19 protein-coding genes are annotated in these 21648 nt (G+C 54.9%); 14 read left to right on the top strand and 5 right to left on the bottom strand.

Going from position 1 to position 21648, the window contains the following annotated elements; all coding sequences use genetic code 11:
• Window positions 1-5 precede the first annotated feature (5 nt).
• From ACT53C_RS04895 to ACT53C_RS04860, 8 genes are all read left to right on the top strand, one after another.
• Complete coding sequence (locus ACT53C_RS04895) at window positions 6-1493, top strand: efflux transporter outer membrane subunit (RefSeq protein WP_476145100.1); 1488 nt, start codon at window positions 6-8, stop codon at window positions 1491-1493.
• Entirely contained in the window at window positions 1471-3642 is a 2172-nt protein-coding gene (locus ACT53C_RS04890; protein WP_476145099.1) for an FUSC family protein, read from the top strand. The genes ACT53C_RS04895 and ACT53C_RS04890 overlap by 23 nt, the downstream gene beginning before the upstream one ends.
• A gap of 12 nt (window positions 3643-3654) precedes the next feature.
• The gene (locus ACT53C_RS04885) at window positions 3655-3867 is read left to right on the top strand and encodes a DUF1656 domain-containing protein (RefSeq protein WP_275356702.1); all 213 of its coding nucleotides are present in this window, start codon (window positions 3655-3657) and stop codon (window positions 3865-3867) included.
• A gap of 11 nt (window positions 3868-3878) precedes the next feature.
• A complete protein-coding gene (locus tag ACT53C_RS04880) occupies window positions 3879-4763 on the top strand; it encodes an efflux RND transporter periplasmic adaptor subunit (RefSeq protein ID WP_476145098.1) in 885 nt (294 codons plus the stop codon).
• A 72-nt stretch (window positions 4764-4835) separates the two neighbouring features.
• The gene (locus ACT53C_RS04875) at window positions 4836-5930 is read left to right on the top strand and encodes a calcium:cation antiporter (RefSeq protein ID WP_194749354.1); all 1095 of its coding nucleotides are present in this window, start codon (window positions 4836-4838) and stop codon (window positions 5928-5930) included.
• Between the two features lie 65 nt (window positions 5931-5995).
• Window positions 5996-6937, top strand: coding sequence for a DedA family protein/thiosulfate sulfurtransferase GlpE (locus tag ACT53C_RS04870; RefSeq protein ID WP_194749355.1), 942 nt, complete (start codon window positions 5996-5998; stop codon window positions 6935-6937).
• Window positions 6930-10124: an efflux RND transporter permease subunit gene (locus ACT53C_RS04865; protein ID WP_476145096.1), complete on the top strand. Its 3195-nt coding sequence runs from the start codon at window positions 6930-6932 to the stop codon at window positions 10122-10124. The genes ACT53C_RS04870 and ACT53C_RS04865 overlap by 8 nt, the downstream gene beginning before the upstream one ends.
• On the top strand, window positions 10117-11277 hold the full coding sequence (locus ACT53C_RS04860) for an efflux RND transporter periplasmic adaptor subunit (RefSeq protein WP_476145095.1): 1161 nt from the start codon (window positions 10117-10119) through the stop codon (window positions 11275-11277). The genes ACT53C_RS04865 and ACT53C_RS04860 overlap by 8 nt, the downstream gene beginning before the upstream one ends.
• Before the next feature lie 45 nt (window positions 11278-11322).
• Here the strand turns inward: ACT53C_RS04860 and ACT53C_RS04855 are convergent, their stop codons facing one another.
• The 3 genes from ACT53C_RS04855 to ACT53C_RS04845 all read right to left on the bottom strand — a co-directional run bounded on the left by ACT53C_RS04855 (window position 11323) and on the right by ACT53C_RS04845 (window position 14261).
• Window positions 11323-11694, bottom strand: coding sequence for a YidH family protein (locus ACT53C_RS04855; protein WP_194749358.1), 372 nt, complete (start codon window positions 11692-11694; stop codon window positions 11323-11325).
• Window positions 11695-11737: 43 nt separating this feature from the next.
• A complete protein-coding gene (locus tag ACT53C_RS04850) occupies window positions 11738-13972 on the bottom strand; it encodes a RelA/SpoT family protein (RefSeq protein WP_476145094.1) in 2235 nt (744 codons plus the stop codon).
• Window positions 13973-14087: 115 nt separating this feature from the next.
• Window positions 14088-14261 (bottom strand): DUF1328 domain-containing protein, encoded by a 174-nt coding sequence (locus ACT53C_RS04845; protein WP_194749360.1) that lies wholly within the window; start codon window positions 14259-14261, stop codon window positions 14088-14090.
• A gap of 252 nt (window positions 14262-14513) precedes the next feature.
• On the opposite strand from ACT53C_RS04845, the gene ACT53C_RS04840 reads away from it, so the two are divergent.
• Entirely contained in the window at window positions 14514-15020 is a 507-nt protein-coding gene (locus tag ACT53C_RS04840) for a hypothetical protein (protein ID WP_476145093.1), read from the top strand.
• Window positions 15021-15142: 122 nt separating this feature from the next.
• Here ACT53C_RS04840 and ACT53C_RS04835 read toward each other — a convergent pair whose 3' ends face one another.
• Together ACT53C_RS04835 and ACT53C_RS04830 are read right to left on the bottom strand one after the other, a co-directional pair.
• Window positions 15143-16588 (bottom strand): sensor histidine kinase, encoded by a 1446-nt coding sequence (locus ACT53C_RS04835; protein WP_476145091.1) that lies wholly within the window; start codon window positions 16586-16588, stop codon window positions 15143-15145.
• The gene (locus ACT53C_RS04830) at window positions 16585-17256 is read right to left on the bottom strand and encodes a response regulator transcription factor (RefSeq protein ID WP_194749362.1); all 672 of its coding nucleotides are present in this window, start codon (window positions 17254-17256) and stop codon (window positions 16585-16587) included. Before ACT53C_RS04830 ends, ACT53C_RS04835 begins: the two co-directional genes overlap by 4 nt.
• A 208-nt stretch (window positions 17257-17464) precedes the next feature.
• Here ACT53C_RS04830 and ACT53C_RS04825 point away from each other — a divergent pair, with 208 nt between their 5' ends.
• Genes ACT53C_RS04825 through ACT53C_RS04805 form a run of 5 tightly spaced genes read left to right on the top strand, consistent with a single transcriptional unit; the run spans window position 17465 to window position 21621 of the window.
• A complete protein-coding gene (locus tag ACT53C_RS04825) occupies window positions 17465-18139 on the top strand; it encodes an MtnX-like HAD-IB family phosphatase (RefSeq protein WP_194749363.1) in 675 nt (224 codons plus the stop codon).
• 15 nt (window positions 18140-18154) lie between these two features.
• Entirely contained in the window at window positions 18155-19528 is a 1374-nt protein-coding gene (locus ACT53C_RS04820) for an aspartate aminotransferase family protein (RefSeq protein WP_194749364.1), read from the top strand.
• Window positions 19529-19538: 10 nt separating this feature from the next.
• Window positions 19539-20411, top strand: coding sequence for an arginase family protein (locus ACT53C_RS04815; protein ID WP_476145362.1), 873 nt, complete (start codon window positions 19539-19541; stop codon window positions 20409-20411).
• Entirely contained in the window at window positions 20408-20782 is a 375-nt protein-coding gene (locus ACT53C_RS04810) for an EamA family transporter (RefSeq protein WP_476145090.1), read from the top strand. Before ACT53C_RS04815 ends, ACT53C_RS04810 begins: the two co-directional genes overlap by 4 nt.
• The gene (locus tag ACT53C_RS04805; RefSeq protein WP_476145089.1) at window positions 20779-21621 is read left to right on the top strand and encodes an alpha/beta hydrolase; all 843 of its coding nucleotides are present in this window, start codon (window positions 20779-20781) and stop codon (window positions 21619-21621) included. The genes ACT53C_RS04810 and ACT53C_RS04805 overlap by 4 nt, the downstream gene beginning before the upstream one ends.
• Window positions 21622-21648 lie beyond the last annotated feature (27 nt).

Below are 21648 nucleotides of genomic sequence, written 5' to 3'. Positions count from 1 at the left end.
ACTTTATGTCTCTGCCTTTCACCTCAACACTGACTGTTTTGTCGCCGCGTCAGCCCTGGCAGGTTGCGCGCAGTGCGGTCTGGCTCTTGGCGCTGTTGCTCAATGGATGTCTCAGCAGTAAAGGCATTGCGCCCGTGTCGCAGCCACAGCTACAGGATCAGTTAGCGCTGGGTAAAACCATTTCGGAGGCGCCTGTCATGGCGTGGCCCACCGAGCACTGGTGGCAGGTCTATGGGGATGCACAGCTTAACCGGCTGATTGAGAAAAGTCTGCATGACCATCCTGACCTCAAAAAAGCGACGGCGCGCATGGCCGTAACCACCGCCTTGGCCGAGCAGGCCCGTGCCGCCACCTTGCCCAACCTTGGCGGTAAAGTCAGCTCTTCACGCGAGCGGTTTACCGAGTTGAGTTTTATCCCCAAGCCGTGGGCAGGTCGCTTTAACTGGAACAACCAGGCGACCGTAGACATGTCCTACAACCTGGACCTGTGGAAACAGCAGAAATCGGCGTGGTTGGCGGCACTGGATGAAACGCGGGTGGCGGATGCTGAAATGCAGCAGGTCAAGATTGAGCTCACGGCGGCGATAGTCAAAAGTGAGATCCAGCTTGCGGCCGAATATCAATGGCGCGACCTGGCACAAGACGAGCTGGACGATTTGCGTCACGAGATTGCCATTGCTCAAAAAGCCCTGGCGGCCGGACTCAATACCCAACTCGCCCTGAGTCGTCTGGAGGCGAGGCTACCAGCGGCGCAGAACAAACTGGTATTGATAGACTTGCACCTGACCTTGCTCAAAAATCAGATGGCGGCACTGAGCGGCGAGGGGCCTGGCGCGGGTGAAAGCATTACCCGACCAGCCTTGCATTTGTCCGCCAGCGTTGGTCTGCCCGACCGCTTGCCCGCTAACCTGGTTGGCCGTCGCCCGGATATGGTGGCGGCCAGATGGCGGGTGGAGGCGGCACAGAAGCATATACAAAGTGCCAAAGCAGCGTTTTACCCGAATATTAATTTGCTGGGCTATGTCGGTTTTCAGGGACTGGCGTTTGCGAGTCTGTTTTCCAGTGCCGGTCTGGTGGGTAATCTGGGCCCAGCCATGACATTGCCGCTGTTTGATGGCGGCCGTCGACGCGCCAATCTGTCCGCCGAAACGGCCTTATATGACATGGCAGTGGAGGACTATAACGCTACGCTGCTGAAGGCGCTTGAGCGCATCTCCAGCCAGTTGTCGGTCATGCAAACGGTAGAGGCTGAAATGACAAATACCCGGCAAGCCCTGGGCAAGAGCGAGCAGGCCCATCAGCTGGCGCTGAAAAACTACCGCGCCGGACTCAGTAACCGGGTGGAGAGCCTGCAAATCAATCTGCTGGTCTTGCAGCAAAAAAACGTGCTGGTCGAACAGGAGGCCGCGCGCCTGGAGGCGTATGCGACACTGATGCTGGCCTTGGGCGGTGGCGTGATGGAGGAGGCGCATGCCACGCAGGCACGCCCTTAGGCAAGGTTGGCACGCGCTGGCGGCTGGCATTGCAATACTTGGCCACGTGGGGCGGTGGCTGGCCATCTGTGCGCAACAGGCCGGACTGGACTGGTACCGGCAGGATTTCCCGCGCATCGGTTATTTGTTCAAGTATTTGCTCGCCTCGTGGCTGGCCTTATGGCTGGCCTTGAAAATGGAAATGGACCAGCCAGCGACGGCGCTATTGACGGTGGTAATCGTCATGCATTTCCGTTCAGGCATGGTGATTACCAAGAGTTATTACCGCTTGATCGGGACCGGGATCGGCATTCTGTTTTCGCTATTGCTAGTGGCCTGGTTTGCGCAGGACCGGTTCCCGTTTTTTATCGCGGCTGCGCTTTGGATAGGCTTGTGCACGGCGGGATCGCTGGTTTACCGCAACTTTCAATCTTATGGCTTTGTGCTGGCCGGTTACACACTGTGTATTGTCGGCTTGCCGGCCACGCTAACGCCCTGGCACACCTTTCAAATTGCCTCAACGCGCATGTCAGAAATCGGGGTGGGCTTGCTTAGTGCCAGCCTGGTGAGCGAGCTGGTGCTGCCGCAGCGCCTGTGGGAAACCATTCAGGTCGTGGTGCGTGGCAAGTTCCGTGATTTCAGTCTGTTGCTTGGGCAGCGCGATGCTGTTGGCCTGAATCAGCCCGTTCTCAAGTTTATGCAAGACCTGTATCAACTGGAGTCTTTCCGGGCTTCGGCGCAATTTGAAACCGATGATGCGCGCGTGCATAGCACCACGATTAACCAGCTTAATCTGCAGTTTATGGCGGTTTCAACCACCTACATCGTCTTTCAGCGCCTGCAACAGCGGCTGCAGCGCAGTGGATGCAAGCATGAAGCCGAGGCTTTGCAGGAGTTGATGCAACCCCTGGCGACGGCGGTGTTGAGTAAAGGGCAACCCGCCACAAGCGCGCCAGAGCTGATGCAATTGCAACAGGCGGTTGCCGCGTATCAGCAAGCGTTTGCTACCGCGTTTCAGCGGCAGAGGCAGGCCTTGTCGGCCCTGCCTGAGGCGCAGTTGCTGACATTCGAGAGTGGGGCAGCGTTGTTGCAACGTCTGGCCGCCGAATTGGCGGCTTATCTGGACACCTATGTGTTGCTGGTGGCCAATCCGCGCAAGCGGCAATTGGCCAGCCGCGAGTTTGCAGCCGCGCAGTTGCAAATGCATATTGACTGGTTGCCGGTGGCAATTGCCGCGACACGTGGCGCACTCACCTTGCTGGTGCTGGCCGTGCTCTGGATGACCATAGACTGGCCTTCTGGCATCCTGGCCATGACCCTGGGCGTGATTACCAGCACCTTGTTTGCGGGCAGCCCGACGCCGATGGCTACCTTGCGCCAGTTTACGCTTGGCGTGGTACTGGGCATTGTGCTGGTTTACCTGAGCAATGTGTTCTGGCTGACGGCGGCACACGACTACGTCATGTTGTGCATCGTCATTGCCCCGGCCATTTTGCTAACGGCCTGGCTCAGTGCCCGGCCTGCCACCGCACTTGTCGGGGCTGGGCTGGGCATTGCCTACTTTTTAATGGTTGGCTTTAACCAGGCGCTGGGTGACCTGCCGGTCAGATATTTCAATGATTCGATTGCACTCATGATTGCGCTGGCGGTGTCCGCCATCCTGTTCAGCCTGACTGACTATGCCGCCAGCCCCTGGGCCAGGCGCCGCTTGCTGGCGCAATTGCGCGGGCTAGTGGTGGAGGCTTGCCTGAATACCACCATCACCGCGGCGGCGTTTGAAATGCGGGCACGCGACCTGATCCAGCGCTCGGGCGACCTGCATAGACCACAAGCGGCAGACAGCGTCCACGTCGCAGAGGCATTGTGTGCGGCGCTGGAGATGGGCCATGCCGTACTGGCCTTGCGCACGGCGGCGGTGGCGTTGCCTGCGCAGCCGCAGCGATTAGTGCAACATACACTGTTGCTGGTCGCACACGACTATAAACAGCCCAGCCGCAAACATCAGCAACAGGTCTTGCAATGGCTGGATCACTTTTTGGTCTGGTTGCAAGGCGGTGAATATGCGCAGAGCTTGTCGCCGACGCAAGTGCAAAAGCTGGTAACGCAGTTACATTTTGTCCGGCTGGTGATCGACACCGAAATGCCTGCGCTCAGCCCTAGGTCCTTATGAAGGAGACGACACATGTGGCACGCATGGATTCCGCGTGAACTGACATTTCTGGATGCACATGTGCCGACGTTGTTCGTCGCCTTTTTGCTCGCCGCCGTGGTGGTCTGGCAGCTAGATCAATGGCTGGCCGCATGGGCGATTTACGAGCGGCTCTGGTACCCGGCGCTGTTTCGGGTGGCGCTGTTTTTTGGCTTGTTTTCGCTGTTTGGCTTAATGGTGTATTGAAAGGGAGACACATGCAAACGCAACGTATCTGGATGAAAGTCACCACAGGCGTGCTACGCGCAGGGATCACGCTAGGCATAGCCGTGGCGGCTGGCTGGTTGGCTTACACGTTGTGGGTGCGTTATACCGACTACCCATGGACACGGGATGGCCGCGTGCGCGCCGATGTGGTGAATATTGCCCCGGATGTGGCCGGTCTGGTGACGGCGGTGCCGGTGCACGATAACCAGTATGTACATCAAGGCGATGTGCTGTTTCGCATAGACCCCCTGCATTATGCACATGCCCTGGCCGAAGCCAAGGCCGTGGCCCAGCAGCGCAAATCGCTATGGGAGATGAAGCAGCAACAAGCCTTACGCCGGGCCCATCTGGATGATGAAGTCATTTCTCGCGAGAATCGTGAAGATACCGATTTGGGGGCGCTGGCGGCGAAAGCCGATTATGAGGCGGCCGTCGCACAGGTTGAAAAAATAAAGCTCGACCTGGAACGTACCGTGGTGCGCTCCCCCGTGGACGGCTGGGTCTCCAACCTGCTGGTACGGCCCGGCGATTTTGCCCAGGTCGGGGCGGCCAAGCTGGCAGTCATCGATCAGCACTCGTTCTGGGTCTATGGATATTTTGAGGAACACAAACTGAGCATGATCAAGCCGGGTGACGCAGCCGACGTGCAGTTGCTGGGTAGCCACACCACGCTCAAGGGGCACGTGGAAAGCATTGCCCACGGCATTACCGACCGCGACAACCCTACCGACGTGCGCCTGCTGGCTAATGTCAACCCGACCTTTAACTGGGTGCGGCTGGCACAACGCATCCCGGTGCGTATCCGGCTGGACCAGATTCCGGCAGGCCTGACGCTGGTTGCAGGCATGACGTGTTCGGTGGTCATCAACCCCTAGTGTATTGCGCAACATGCAACAGAAGGGCGCGGCTCTGTTAAGATGACAACTCATTGATGACAATCTAAGCGCATGCTTAAAGAAAAACCGCCCCAGGGACTGTGGTCCCTGCTCATTTCCATTCTCGCTTATCTGGCGCTGGCGCAAGCCGACAAAGTCATCACGCTCGGGCAGCCTGAGTCGCTCATCATTGCGGTCCTGTTTGTCTTGCTGATTATCAACCTGGCTTTTCAGTTATCGTTTCAGGTGGAATATGTCGCCGAACGGCTCAAAGAGCCTTATGGCACCATGATCCTTACCATCAGCGCTGTCATCATCGAAGTGGTGATTATCGTCATGATGCTCAGCCATACCTCCTCGACCACCTTGGCCAGAGATGCGATTTACTCCGCGGTGATGCTGGATATCAACGGCATTCTCGGCTTGTGTGCCATTGTCGGCGGCATCAAGTACGGCGAGGTCGAGTACAACGTCAACTCGGGCAATACCTATATCGTCATGATCATGACCGCGCTGGGCATCTCAATGGCCTTGCCCGCTTTTTTGCCGCCAGAGCACTGGCGCGTGTATTCCATGTTCACCATCGTGACCATGAGTGTGTTTTATGCCCTGTTTCTCAAAATGCAAACCGGGCGGCACCGCAATTACTTCAGCTACCGTGATCAGCACCAGGCCATGCTGGAACAGGGCCAGCCTGTGCCGGTGATCAGTACCAATGTCAAATTTTCTATTCTTTACATCCTGGCCGGCATCGTTACCATCGGCTTTCTGTCTGAAGAAATGAGCCTGCATATGGATGCGGGCCTGACTGGCAGCGGCGTACCGCCGATTGTGGCGGCGATTGTGGTTGCGATTATTGCGGCCAGCCCGGAAGTGCTCACCGCCTTAAAGGCCGCCGTTAATGACCGCATGCAAACTGTAGTCAATATTGCGCTCGGGGCTACCTTGTCTACCGTGATTTTGACGGTGCCGGTGATTGAAGCGATTGCGCTGATCGAAGACAGGCAGCTCATTGTCGGCTTGTCGCCCACGCAGATGGTGATGACATTTTTGACTTTGATTGTGGCCACCATTAATCTGCATGATGGTGAAACCAATGCGATTGAAGGCATGACGCATTTTGTGTTGTTTATGGCGTTTGCCATGCTGGCATCCCTAGGCATGTGATGATTGACTTGTGATGATGAGCATGTGAGGGTCTGTGTGTGATTTCCCGTTAAAAAAGAACTGTTATGAATGTCGTGCTTGAGCTGATTCAGCAATATGGCTTGCTGATTGTGTTTGCCAGTGTATTTCTGGAGCAGATGGGCTTGCCTTTACCGGCCTATCCCACCTTGCTGCTGGCCGGGGTCTTGATCGGCAATGGCCAGTACTCCTGGGCGGCCATGTTGCTGGTGGCGCTGGTGGCAGCCTTGCTGGCAGACTCCATCTGGTACCGCGCCGGGCGTAAATATGGCAAGCGCGTCATGGGCAAGTTATGCAAAATCTCCTTGTCGCCAGACACCTGTGTGCGACAAACCGAGGCGCTCTACCTGAAATTCGGCCCGCCCGCGTTGCTGGTCTGCAAATTTATCCCGGGCTTTGCCTCAATTTCGAGTGCGCTGGCCGGATCATCCGGCACGCCTTATTGGCTGTTTGCGCTTATGGATGGCCTGGGCGCGCTGCTATGGTCTGGCTCCGCATTGTGGTTGGGCAATCTATTCAGTTCTGCCATTGACGAGCTGATGCTGACGCTGGTCGAAATGGGTAAATGGGGCACCGGGCTGGTTTTACTGCTGTTAACCGCGTTTATCGCGGTCAAATGGTGGGACCGGCAACGCTTTCTCAAAAGCCTGCGCATGGCTCGGATCAGTGTCGAAGAATTGCATACACTGATCGCCAGTGATGCGGCGCCAGTGATTCTGGATACGCGTGCCCCGCACTTGATAGAAGACGGCTGGATTCCGGGGGCACAGTTTGTCACGCTGGAAGACGTGGACCAATTGACGCTGGATATTGATGAAGATGCGCCCGTCATTTTGTACTGCTCCTGCCCGAATGAGGTCACCGCAGCCAAAGTGGCAAAAAAACTGATTCGTCGTGGCTATCGCAATATCCGGCCGTTAAGCGGCGGCATTGATGCCTGGCGGGATGCCGGGTTTGCCATCACCGCAGCAAAGGACGCGCATGTTTAATGTGGTTGGCATTGCCCTCAAACGGCCCTACACCTTTGTGGTGATGGCGCTGCTGATTCTGATTTTTGGTACTTTGTCTGCCCTGCGCAGCCCGGTGGATATTTTTCCGGATATCCGTATCCCGGTGGTAGCGGTGGCCTGGCAATACAATGGCTTGCCGCCAGATGACATGGCGGGCCGCATCAGTACGCTATATCAGCGCAGCCTGACCACCACCGTCAACGATATCGAGCATATCGAGGCCAATTCATACAATGGGTTTGCCATCGTCAAAATCTTTTTCCATATGGGCGTCAATATCGCCACCGCCAATGCGCAGGTGGCGGCGATTTCGCAAACAGTGACGCGGCAGATGCCCGCCGGCACCACGCCGCCGTTGATTCTTAACTATAACGCCTCCACGGTGCCCATCTTGCAGATTGCCTTGTCTGGTAAAGGGCTGACCGAGCAGAACCTGGCTGACCTGGGCCTGAATGCCGTGCGTATCCGGTTGGTCACGGTGCCCGGTGCGGGCGTGCCATTTCCCTATGGCGGCAAAAGCCGGCAGATCCAGATTGACCTGAATCCGGCCGCGTTGCAGGCCCGTGGCTTGTCGGCACAGGATATTGCCAATGCGCTGGCTGCGCACAATATGATCGTACCGGTGGGGACACAAAAAATTGGCAGCATTGAATACACGCTGAACCTGAATAATGCCGTCACTCAAATTGACGAGCTGTCCAATATCCCGGTCAAGGTGGTCAATGGCGCCACCGTGTACATGCGTGATATCGGTCAGGTACGTGATGGCAACCCGCCACAAACCAATATCGTGCATGTGGATGGCAACCGTTCGGTGCTGATGACCATCCTCAAAAACGGTGCCATCTCGACGCTGGATATTGTCGATGGTATCAAGGCCAAACTGGAAGAAATCAAGCCGGCCCTACCTGAGACGCTGGTGGCAACCCCGATCAACGATCAGTCGCTGTTTGTGCGCGCGGCGATTGAAGGCGTGGTGTTTGAAGGCGTGCTGGCGGCGGTGCTCACCAGCCTCATGATCCTGCTGTTTCTGGGCAGCTGGCGCTCGTCACTGATCATTGCCACCTCCATTCCCTTGTCTATTCTGGGGGCGGTAATGGGGCTGTCAGCAATAGGCGAGACGCTCAATATCATGACCCTGGGCGGCCTCGCCTTGGCGGTAGGTTTGCTGGTCGATGAGGCCACCGTGACCATTGAAAATATTAACTGGCACCTGGAGCAAGGCAAGCCGGTCGAGCAGTCCATCCTCGATGGTGCCGCACAGATTGTGACGCCTGCGTTTGTGTCGCTGCTTTGCATTTGTATCGTGTTTGTGCCCATGTTTTTTCTCGAGGGCGTGTCGCGCTTTTTATTCGTGCCCATGGCCGAAGCCGTCATGTTTGCCATGGTCAGCTCGTTTATTTTGTCACGGACCCTGGTCCCGACCATGGCCAATTACCTGCTCAAACCACATGTCGCAGGTGAACACCGCCCAGCCAGCCGCAATCCGCTGGTCAGGTTCCAGCAACACTTTGAAACCCGCTTTGAGCAGCTCCGGCAGGGCTATCATGGCTTGCTGAGCCTGGCGATTGCCCACCGCCGACTGTTTATGATCGGCTTTATGTTGCTGGTCATGCTGTCATTTTTATTATTGCCCATGCTGGGCCGTAACTTTTTCCCGGCGGTGGATAGCGGCCAAATCCTCATGCATGCCCGCGTACCGGTCGGCACCCGTATTGAAGACACCGCCAACCGTTTTGCCCGGATACAGGCGGCCATCAAACAGGTGATCCCGACAGCAGAAATCCTCACCATTGTTGATAATATCGGCATGCCGATCAGCAGTATTAACATGGCCTATAACAATACCGGCCTCACTGGCGCGCATGATGGCGATATCCAGATTGCGCTCAAACCCGAGCATGCGCCGACGGCGGATTACATCCGTACCCTGCGCGAAGTGCTGCCCAGGCAGTTTCCGGATACGACCTTTTCATTCCCGCCGGCCGATATTGTCAGCCAGATCCTCAATTTTGGCTCACCAGCCCCGATTGACATCCAGATTCGCGGCGGCAAGCTGGCCGAAGATTTTGTCTATGCCAACCAGTTGCTGGCGCGCATCCGCGCAGTGCCGGGTGTGGTCGATGCGCGTATCCAGCAGTCGCGTCGGCGTCCCGGTTTTGACATTGCCGTCGATAAAACCCGTGCGCAGGAGCTGGGCATCAGTACGCGCGACGTCACCAATAGCCTGGTGGTGAACCTGGCGGGCAGTTCGCAAGTCTCCCCGACCTATTGGTTGAACCCTGCTAATGGCGTCACTTACCCGATTGTGCTGCAAACCCCGCAATACCAGCTCGATAGCCTCAACACGCTGGCCAACCTGCCGATAGGCGGTGCAGATACGCCGCTGCAGACATTGGGTGGGTTGGCAACATTTAAACGCAGTGTCGGCAATGCCGTCATCAGCCAATATGATATCCAGCCCATGGTGCAGATTCATGCCAGCACGCAGGATCGCGACCTGGGGGCGGTGGCCGCCGATATCCGCAAGATTCTGGAGGACACGCAAGCGCAAGTGCCTAAAGCCGCCAGCGTGGTGATGCTGGGCCAGGTGCAGACCATGCAAAGCGCATTTACCGGCCTGTTCTTTGGACTGCTGGGCGCCATTGTGCTGATTTACCTGCTGATTGTGGTCAACCTACAATCCTGGAGTGACCCGTTTGTGATTATTTCAGCTTTACCAGCCGCGCTGGCCGGTATCGTCTGGATGTTGTTTGTGACCTTCACGCCTTTGTCGGTGCCCGCCCTGACCGGCGCCATCATGTGTATGGGGGTGGCGACGGCCAATAGTGTGCTGGTGATCAGTTTTGCCCGCGAACGGCTGGCCGTCTTGCAAGATGCGACTGCTGCGGCGCTGGAGGCGGGCTTCGTTCGCTTTAGGCCGGTACTCATGACCGCGCTGGCCATGGTCATCGGCATGACCCCCATGGCTTTGGGCCTGGGCGAGGGCGGCGAGCAGAATGCGCCGTTGGGCCGGGCTGTGATCGGTGGCCTGCTGTTTGCCACCGTCGCCACCCTGCTGTTTGTACCCGTTGTCTTTAGTGCGATTCATCAAAAACGACAGGCTTCCCCTGAGGCAAGTGTTTCAGGGTCAGTCAGTGATTCAGGAGACCCTATCCATGAGTAATCCACCCACGGCCAGCCGGGGCCTCAAGCTGGCGGGCCTGATCTTGGCCTTGATCGCCAGTGGCATTGTGATTGCGGGCATCAGCAGCCGTCACAGCCATGACGCCAGCGTCAAGGCCTGGACCGACCAGCAGTCGATTCCGACGGTCAGTATCCACACGCCTGCACAGTCTGACCAAGGGGGCAGCCTGATCTTGCCAGGGCGATTTGAGGCCTACGCACGAGCACCGATCTATGCGCGCGTCAGTGGCTATCTCAAATCCTGGAAAGCCGATATCGGCACGCGGGTGAAAAGTGGGCAATTGCTGGCCGAGATCGAGACGCCGGATCTGGATCAGGAATTGTTGCAAGCCAAAGCCGATCTCGCCAGTGCGCAAGCCAATGTGGCACTGGCAGAAACCACGGCCAAGCGCTGGCAGGAGATGCTAAAAACGCAGTCGATTGCCCGCCAGGCGGTGGATGAAAAAGTGGGAGATTTGCAAAGCAAGCAGGCGATCGTGAAAGCGGCCGAAGCCAATGTCAACCGTTTGCTCGCCCTCAAAAGTTTTGCCCGCATCGTGGCGCCGTTTGACGGCTCAGTGACAGCGCGCAATACCGACACTGGCGCGCTGATTAATGCGGGCAGTAGCAGTGCGACGGTGTTGCCGCTATTTGAAGTGTCCAACACGCGCAAGTTGCGCCTCTATATCAATGTGCCACAAAATTATGTCGGTCAGATCCGGACCGGTGACAAAGCCAGGTTTACCGTGCCGGAAGCCGCGGGTGAAGCGTTCGAGGCCACGATACAATCAACTTCAGGTGCCATCAATGCGTCCTCTGGTACAACGCTGGTACAGTTACTGGTGGATAATGCGGCGGGCCGTTTTTTGCCCGGGGGCTTTGCCAATGTCAATCTGCTATTCAATGATGCCGTCGCGCGCCTGAGCATTCCTGCCAGTGCACTGATTTTTGACCAGAATGGCCTCAAGGTGGCTACCGTTGGTAAAGATCGCAAGGTGACTTTAAAAACGATTACCATTGCGCGTGACCTGGGTAAGCAACTGGAAGTGCAGTCCGGCCTGACAAGCACGGATATGGTGGTAGAGAATCCGCCAGATGGTCTCAACGATGGGGATCAGGTCAATATTGCCATAAGGGCCGCAGCGGAAAAATGATGACCGCGTAAACCTGAAAATCCAGTTTATCCGTGCCTGGAAAGGCTAGCGAGTAAACACTAACCAGCCGCTTAATGCCGCAGCAGAGACCGCCAGGAACAAGTTGACCGCCGGTGGCAGCCAGTAAACGTGACCACGTGGTTTTTCCTGTGTGCTGAGCGATTGGTAAAACAGCAGAAACTGGATGGCAGACAAGATTGCCGTACAGGCCCCCAGCAGAATAAATCCAACCCCGAGATAGAGCGATAACATGCTTTGGGAGGGCGACACTGGCTGCCCCTGTGCCATGAGCTGCATAAACAAGCCAAAACGCTCAATCACAAACCCCAGCCCCATCAGGGCAATGGCTGAACGTTGCCAGGCCAGCAATGTCCGTTCTGCCGCAAAATAAACCCGTGGGTCATCGAGGTAAGACATGTGCTGGATTCTCCTGTTTCATGATTTCACCATTCACCGTGGCTTAGGTCTGTCGCTGGGCCATGATCACGCCTGGCACTTGCTTGAGCCTTGCCAGCAAGTGCTCTAGCTGGTCGAGGTCAACCAGTTCAACCGTAAAGTGCATGAGCGCCACATGGTTGCGGCTGAGCGTGTTCGCTTTTGTGGTATTGATTTTTTCACGTGCAAACAGCTCGCTGATGTCACGCAACAATCCCTGACGGTCATTCGCTTCCAGCACAATATCCACTTCGTACACGCCAGATTGTTTATTGCCCCATTGCGCATTGAGCAGACGGTTGTGGCGTGCCTGGTCGAGCCGCGTAATAAACGAGCACGCCTGGCGGTGGATGGTCACACTGTGGTTGCGCGTCAGATACGCGACTATCGGTTCTGGCGACACCGGCTTGCAGCATTTGGCCATGGTGGTTTGTACATTGCCTATGCCTTCAATCATAATGCCCGCATGGTTCACCTGAGAGGCGCTGGGGCGCTTGATGATGGCTGGCGCATTGCCTTGCGCCACCAGTGTCAATTCCCCCTGAATGGTGATGGCAATCTGGTGTTCGCTGATATCGCCGCGGCCAATCGCTGCCAGGCAATCTTCCAGTTTCTGGAACTGCAGCTTTTGTGCGACTTTTTCAAGCGGCAGGCTACTGGCACCGGCACGGTGTAACTCTTTGTCCAATTTAGCCCGGCCCTGGGCGACGTTTTCTTCAAAATGCTGGTATTTAAACCAGTGGCGCACCTTGGCGCGCGCACTGGCGCTTTGCAAAAAGCCGAGCGCAGGGTTCAGCCAGTCTCGGCTGGGGGCGCCATGTTTGGCGGTCAGGATTTCCACCCGCTGACCGTTCTCCAGCTTGGTATGCAAGGGGACGATCTGGCCGTCGATTTTCGCGCCGCGGGTACGATGACCCAGGTCTGTGTGTAAAGCGTAAGCAAAGTCTATGGGGGTGGCGCCTTTGGGCAAGTCCATGACTTTGCCTTGTGGTGTCAGCACGTATACTTTGTCCTGCAATAACGCATTGTTGAATTGCTCCAGCAAGTCACCGTGATCAGCGACCTCATCCTTCCAGGACAGGATCTGGCGCAACCAGGCAATTTTTTCGTCGAATTTCGCGTCGGATTTCCCACCTTCCTTATAGCGCCAATGTGCGGCAACGCCCAGCTCGGAATGCTGGTGCATTTCAAACGTGCGGATCTGCACCTCCACTGCAAGGCCACGAGGGCCGCTGACAGCCGTGTGCAGGGACCGGTAGTTGTTGCTTTTGGGGCGTGCAATATAGTCATCAAACTCACCGGGAATCGGTTGCCACAAGTGATGCACCAGGCCAAGTGCGGTATAGCAGTCCTTCACATCTTGCACCATGATGCGTACCGCACGCACATCATACAGCTGGTTAAATTGCAGATGCTTGCTACGCATTTTTTTCACGATGCTGTAGATGTGTTTTGGCCGCCCGCTCACTTCCCCCTGGATGCCCGCTTGGGTCAGTTCATGCTGCAGCTGCTGCACGACCTCTGTAATATACTGTTCACGATCCACGCGCCGTTCGTCCAGCATTTTCGCGACTTCTTTATACAGCTGCGGTTCGAGATAGCGTAAGGATAAGTCTTCGAGTTCCCATTTGAGTTGCCACACGCCCAGGCGGTTGGCCAGCGGGGCAAAGATACTCTGGTTCTCGCTGGCAATCTGCACTTGTTGTTCTGGGCTGGCGCCAGACAAATGCCGTAATAATTGGGTACGCTCTGCCAGCTTGATCAACACGACACGGATATCTTGCACCATCGCCAATAGCATTTTGCGCAGCGCTTCCAACTGTTGCGCGCGGTCATTCTGTTTGTGGTCCGCTTTGGCGTCCGCATGGTGCAAGCCATCCATTTCACTCAAGGCATGGATCTGTGACATACGCGAAATACCCTCTATCAGACTGACAACGCACGGATTGAAGCGGGTAGATAAGTGGACGGACCAGTCATCAAGAAAGTCTGGCGCGGCATATAGAATGCAGGCAGTCAGGCTGTCTGCATCCATGTTGATATCCGAGAGGGTAGAGGCCGTTTCTAAGGCATGTTGCAATAGGGGATAACGGTTGATGGCATGGTGTTGCGCATACAGAGACGCTGCCAGCTCAGCCGCCTGCCGTATTTGTGTCAATTCATCAGCCGTAAACCGTTGCGCTAAGGAATCCATCCACAAACTGAGTGCCTGTGGATCAAGTACAGTTGGCGTGTGAGTAGAGCGGTGACCAGAAACCATGTCCTATTATCGCCGCTATCCCCAGGCAGCGTAAAGATAAAACGCGTCCTGACGCATGGATCAGGACGCGTACCCGCAGCGGACAGTGGTGTCTGCTGCCAGGGTTGAATGGGCATTAAGCGATCATACTAATGCCAAGCACCGTTGCCAGCGCAATGCCGATGGCCAGTAGCAGGAAAATAAAGAAAAATACCTTGGAGATGGTGGCCGCGCCCGACTCAACGCCTCTAAACCCCAAGAGCCCGGCGATAAATGAAATGACCAGAAACAAGAGTGCGTAATAAAGCATGTTCGACCTTTCCCAATTGGTTAAATACATGCTCATGATAAAAAAAGCCTGGCATGCGCACTATCAGCCTCTGTCGTGACTGCCAGTCAGAAAAGGCTGACGCAGCGCGCAGTCGGATCATGCGTGATTGACAAGTATAAAAGTGCTTGGCGAGCGTCAAAATGCGCGTATATTATTTCAAATCAAAGATAGGCAAGTCCGCCAGTGTGAATGGCGGAGTGCAAATGAGTTAACCTGCAGGAGGGCGCAGTCATGGGCGGGATCAAACAGTGTCGAGCAGCCTGGCTGGTCACAGGAAGTTGCCTGTTAAGTCTTTGGTGGCCAGTTTCTTTTGCGCTGGCTTCCAGCGATAGTGCCAAAGTGATCAGTGCCATGACAGTGACTGAGGATAAGCACGGTAGCAAATCCACAAGCAAGCCTGCCGTCATTGCGCTGGTCAATCTGGATGAGGTGTCGCCTGACTGCCAGCAGCAAGTCACCATGGCCAGAATCAAAACCGTGGCCTATAGTGAAAGTGGCATGACGCCTGAGAAAATCAAGTTTGACTGGCAAGGCAATGCGCTGGATGTGGTCACCAATGTCGGTGAAAACCCGATATTGACGCTAGAAGAGATTCAGGCCGCCCACCAGTTTATCCGCGTTGGCAAGCAGTACCTGATTCATTTTCAGCTGTGTTCTGATGGTCAGCAACGCAGCCTGATTAATTTATATGCCACGCTGAATCCGCCGAGTCGGCCAGCACGTAAAATCAAATCGTAAGATCGTTCTCCCTATCAAGATGGAGCATGATGCCAGGGTGGGTTGGATGGCCAGCAACCGCTCGTTTTCAGCCCATACTGTTCCCAGCATAGTGCATCAGACCTAGCGACGTGCGTCATGCCTTAGCTCAGCTTGGCCGGGGCGCCAGCGTCTGGCCGTTGAAACCGCACACTCATCAACGTGCCTATACCCTGTGCGCCAGCGCTAACGGTGATGCTGGCACTATGCAGCGCCACAATCTCCTTGACGATGGATAAGCCCAAGCCACTGCCTTCCTGTGAATGGTTGAGCACGCGGTGAAAGCGTTCAAACACCATGGCATGCTCTTCTTCCGGGATGCCGATACCGTTGTCTTCCACCTGGATTTCCGTCCACTTTTCCTGGGCAATCACAGACAGCGTCACCTTGCCTCCTTCCGGTGTATAGCGCACCGCATTGTCCAGCAGGTTGACCAGCAGAATCTTCAGGCGTTGCTTGTCGGCATGGATGGTGAAGTCTGGCAAAGGCCCGGCACCACTGGATTCCAGCCCCAGATCTATATTTTTTTTCAGCGCAAAATGAATCACTTCCACGCAGGCATCTTGGGCCAGGGCCAGCAGATTGACAGGTTTGAGCGCAATCACGTTGGCGGCTTCAGGCTGGTTATTTGACAGCCGCAACAACTGGTTGACGATATGTGTGAGCTTGCTCACGCTTTCGCTAATCATGCCCAGCTGGTGTTGAGACTGGTCCTTGGCCTGCTCGTGGCGCAATGCGAGCTCCAGTTGCGCCTGTATGCCCGCCAATGGGGTGCGCAATTGATGGGCGGCATCGGCAATAAACTGGTTCTGCGCCAGGATGGCGTTATTGAGCCTGCCCATGAGCAGGTTGATCGAGTTGATCAACACCATGGCCTCTTCGGGCACGTTGTTGAGCATGACCGGGTCCAGTTGCGTGCTGGAGCGTTTGGCGATCTCTTCGTTGAGCTCGTGCAGTGGCCGTAGACCCTTGGTCACCCCGGCTAACAGCATGACACTGCAGACTAGCAGCAGGAGCAACTGTGGCAGGACGATGGCGAATAGAATCCGGCTGCGCAAGTCATTACGTTTGTGCACGGTTTCGGCAATCAACACAGAGTACATGAGCGGCTGGTTCTGATGATCGACGATCGTGCTTTTCTGATTAAGCAATCGCACGACCTCGCCATGCGCTCTGGCATAGCGTAAATGACGATGATTCAAGCTGTCCTTGTGGTTAAAGGGCAGTGTCGGGTCGCCACTTAAATAATGGCCTTGCGCGTCGTAAATCGCAAAATAGGTTTTATCATCCTTGTCAGAAAACAGCACTGTTTGTGATTCCGTGCTCATTCTGAAATTTTCCGGGGTCTTGCCGGATTCGCTGATCATGGCGATCACGTCATTGGCAATATCCTCCAGCATCTCATCAAACGATTGCTCAATAAAGTGGCTCCCCACCTTGTACAAAATGGTGGTATCCAGTGGCACCAGGATGAACATGGGGATGGTCACCCACAAGAATAACTGTTTGCGCAGGGTGCGGCCCTGGCTCAATTTGAACAGTCGATTCATGGATTTTTTTGTTCCATGATATAGCCCAGACCGCGTACGTTGGAAATGCAGACCTCGCCGTCGCCCAGTTTTTTGCGCAAGCGGTGCACATAAACCTCAATCGCATTCTGGCCGATATCCTGTTCCCAGTTGCAGAGGCTTTCAATCAGCGCCTCTTTGGTTACCAGCTTGCCGCATTTATTGGCCAGGGTTTCCAGTAAGGAAAACTCGCGTGGCGACACACTGAGTTTCTCGCCCTTGAGGTGAACGCTATGCTCCTTGGTGTCCAGTTCCAGCGGACCTATCGTAATCTTGGAGGAGTAGTGCGCATTCACGCGCCGGATCTGGGCGCGGATCCTGGCAGCCAGCTCGGGCAGTCTGAATGGTTTGATCAGGTAATCATCCGCGCCCATGTCAAAGGCGTTGACGATATCATCCGGGTTGTCATTCGCGGTCAGCACGATGATAGGGACGGATTGCTTGCTGTTGCGCAAGCGCTGAATGACTTCAAAGCCGGTTAAAAACGGCAACCCCAAATCCAGTAACACCAGATCATAGGTTTGTGCTTGTGCCGCCAGTACACCGTCCTTGCCATTTCTGAACCAGTCAACCGCATAGGTTGCATTGACTAGCGATTGCACGACGGCATCACCGAGTACCACATCATCCTCAACCAACAAAATACGCATTCATCTGAGTCCCACATCAATTGTGCCGACAGCTTGCCTCAACCCTACTTACACCTTACTTACAGCAAATCGGCGCTTACTACACTGTAAGTGTTTCGTAAGAATTTGGCTTCATGATGACCACGTTACCAATATTTATGCTTGGGCTCAATAGGCACTGATCCTTTATGCCGTGGGTTTTTGCACTTAAAACAACAAGGAGAGGGTGATGTTATTTATTGTGGATTTTGATGGCACCATTTCAAAGTCGGACACGATTGATGCCTTGCTTGAGAAGTTTGCCGATGACCGTTGGCAGCAGTATGAGCAGTCATGGCTGGCGGGCGAGATTGATGCCGTCACCTGCATGAGCAACCAGTTGGCACTGGTTGAGGCCGATCACATTGCCCTCGAGAGTTTTTTTCGCACCATAGAGTTAGACCGTAGCTTTTGCCAGTTTCATAGCTTCGCCCGCCAGTTTGCGCGCGTGGTGATTGCCAGTGATGGCCTGGATCATGCGATCAAGGTTTCCATGCAACATTCCGCCTTTCCTGAACTGCCAGTGTTTGCCAATCGCTTGAATTTTGAACCCAAAGGCATCCGCATGACGTTTCCTAATCGTCAGCCTGATTGTGCGGGCGGCAACGGCAATTGCAAATGTGCGATTGCCACTGCGCAGCGCGCCTATCCTGGCGAAAAAGTAGTGCTGATCGGCGATGGCAAGTCAGATGCCTGCCTGGCCAAGCGCGCCGATGTTGTGTTTGCCAAAGGCTCACTGGTCAAGCATTGCGAAAAAAACCAGATTCCTTTTATTCCGTTCTCAACCTTTGACGATGTTGTAGCCGTCTTGCAAGACTGGCCCGAATGTCAGATTTCAACCACCCTTACCCACCAAACAGCCTAGTGAGGCGATTTCATTATGGACCAAAAAATTATAGAAATTCTCGATAAGAACAATCAGTACTGTTCACATGGTGACACGGTGAACTATGCCGATCCCCCGAAAGTGTTTGAGGGCTGTGATGGCAGCTTTTTGTATGACGAAAAAGGGGTGAAATACCTCGATTGGCAAATGTGGTATTCCGCTGTCAATTTCGGCTATAAAAATGAGCGCATTGCCAATGTACTGAAGAAGCAGATTGATACCTTGCCTCAACTGGCCAGCCAATACCTGCACAAGGAAAAAGTCGAGCTGGCAGAAATCATCTGCCGCTACATGGAAGAAAAATATGGGGTCAAAGGCCGCGTCCACTTCAACGTTGGCGGGGCACAAGCGGTTGAAGACTCCTTGAAAGTGGTGCGTAACCATACTGGCAAGACCCACCAGTTTGCGTTTATGGGCGGTTACCACGGCCGTACGCTGGGCGCCTCTGCGATTACCTCCAGCTACCGTTACCGCCGCCGGTTTGGCAACTTTGCTGACCGCGCGCACTTTGTGCCGTATCCATACTGCTTCCGTTGTCCGTATGACATGAAAGTGGAAACTTGCGATACCTATTGCCACAAAGAGTTTGAAAAACTGTTTGAAACCGAATACCAGTCTTTCTGGGATGAAAAATCCAAACAGTGTGAATTTGGCGCGTTTTATATTGAGCCTATGCAGGGGACCGGCGGCTACATTATTCCGCCTGAAGGATATATGCAAAAGCTGCAAGCTTCACTGAAAAAACGCAATGTGTTGCTGGTGGCCGACGAAATTCAGATGGGCGTTTACCGGACGGGTAAATTGTGGTCCTGGGAAAACTTTGGCATCGTGCCGGATATTTTTGTGTTTGGTAAGGCGATCACCAACGGCTTGAATCCGTTGTCCGGGATCTGGGCGCGCGAAGAATTGATCTCGCCTGAAAAATTCCCACCAGGCTCAACCCACTCTACTTTTGCCTCGAATCCGCTCGGCACTGCCGTGGCGCTCGAAGTGTTGAAAATGACGCAAGAGTCTGATTTTGAGCCGCATGTACGTCAACGGGGTGCGCATTTCCTCAAACGTCTGCATGAACTGAAGTCGCGCTGGAAATGCGTGGGTGATGTCAGCGGTCTGGGCCTGGCGCTCAGAATCGAGTTGTGCGAGAGCGACGGTTTCACCGCGAGTCGTGCCCTGGCTGACCGCATGTTTAACGAAGGCCTGAAAGGCGATTTGCTGATCGGTGACAAGCAGTATGGCTTGGTGCTGGATATCGGTGGCTACGAGAAAAACGTGATTACGCTGGCGCCTTCGCTGATGATTACCGAGGAAGAAATCGACCTGGGTATCCAGCTGTTTGAAATGCTGCTCAAGCGTTGCGGAGCAGAGTAACTTGCTTGAGATGGAAGTGGTCGCTTACGATTTTGATGGCAGCATTCAGGCGCAGCTGGCCATGTTGAACACGCAAGGGGTGCAGCCGGTGCTGCATACCATGCGCCAGCATGAAACGGCGACGCGCCTGTGGGCTTCCACCAAGGCGTTTGCCGCCATGGCCAGCCAGTTGCGGCCGCGCACAAGCCTGCCGCAATTTTCGCTGATCGGTTCCGGCGACTACCACCATATCTCACTGGCCTTGATTGCGCGTTTTGAAACGCCGTTGACGGTGGTGCTGTTTGACAATCATCCTGACTGGATGCAGCCACCGCATCAGTATCACTGTGGTACCTGGGTCTATCAACTGGCCCGTTTGCCACAGGTCAAGCGCGTGATCATCGTCGGCCTCGAAAGTGGCGATATTGATCACGATCAGTTTAAAAAAGGCGATGTAGAAAGCTTTTTGCAGCAAAAAATCATTTTGTTGCCCTATCGCAAGGTGCAGGTGAATGCGCCGCAGCCCCTGTTTTTGCACAGCAAGCTGGCGCAAGACCGGGCGACGGGGATTCAAGAGGTGCTGTCGTATATAGACACTGAGCAGATCTATATCAGCATTGATAAAGACTGCCTGCAAGCGGCAGACGCCAAGACCAACTGGGAGCAGGGGAGCCTGCCTCTGGCCACCGTCACCGCCGTCATCCAGGCGCTCAGCCAGCATAAACAGGTGATAGGTGCGGATACGGTGGGCGACTTTTCGCCGGTGCGGTTCCGCTCACCACTCAAGTGGATTGCCTCCTATTTAGACCGCAAAGTACATCCGCGCGAGCCTGTGCAGGCCGCGGCCCGGGTCAATGCTGCTGCTAACCTGCGCTTGTTGCATGCCCTCAAGGGGCACGCATGATAATACAAACTGGCGCATTATTTGTCGCAGCCGTCTTGCTGGATACGCTGGGAACCACTTTATTTAAACTCGGTGCCATGCAACCAGCGGCAGAAATGTCGATAGCAGCCTCGCCGATAGCGCTACTTCGCTCCTGCCTGACAAGGTGGCATGTCACGGCAGGCTTGCTGGTGTATGTGGTGGAGTATGTGATCTGGATCACCTATTTGTCTGCCTCTTCGCTGAGTCAGGCTTTTCCGATGTATAGCATCACCATTGTATTGATCATGCTGGTTTCACGATTAGCTTTGAATGAACAGATAGGTAAGAAACGCTGGCTGGGAGCCTTGCTCATTGTGGCCGGCGTTGGGTTGTTAGGGAGCAACACATGAATACATTGCAACAAATGGTAGGTGAAAACGGTTTCTGGCTGCAACAGTCAGAAGATGCCGCTGTTTTGCTGGTGCACGGGTTAACCGGCACGCCTGCAGAAATGAAACATTACGGCAAGCAAATCGCTCGTAAAGGCTTGTCTGTGGTTTGCCCGGTGCTGGCCGGACATTGTGCCTCGGTGCAGGAACTGAGCCGCACCCGCTGGCAAGCGTGGTTTACCTCGATTGAAACCGTCTTTCTCGAGATGCGCAAACATTATAAAAGCGTGTTTGTTTCCGGCCTGTCCATGGGCGCATTAATTGCCTTGCTGGTGGCCGCCAAACACGGCAAAGAAGTGGCTGGCGTGGTGCTGTTGTCGGCGACCTTTGTATATGACGGCTGGAATATCCCCCTGTTCAAGCAACGCTTTTTGTTGCCCCTGGTGCTGTATTCGCCCTTGCGCTATGTCATGCAGTGGGAAGAAACCGCGCCTTATGGCATCAAGTGCGAGCGTACACGCGCCATGGTGGCTGCCGTGCTTGAAAACAAGGATGCCCGTACCTCGGAGAAAATCGGCTACTTCAAGACCCCGGCGACCGTCATCTACCAGAGTGTCAAATTGATTCGCGCAGCGCGCAAGCAGTTGCCACAAGTCACTTGCCCGGTATTAATTGTACATTCGACCGAGGATGACATGGCCAGTCTTAAAAATGCCTATCTGGTAGAAAAAGAAATTGCCAGCAAGCATGTGGAAACCTTTTATATCGGCGATACCTACCACGTGGTGACACTGGACAAGCGTAAGGATGATATCGCCAGACGGAGTGCAGAGTTTTGTTTATCCGTGATTAACGCCTGATCACTAGAAGTGAGATAAGTAAGGAGT

This window comes from Methylophilus sp. DMC14 (assembly GCF_056314085.1).
Note: the sequence above shows the minus strand (reverse complement) of the source record. Positions and strands in the feature narration are given on the sequence as shown.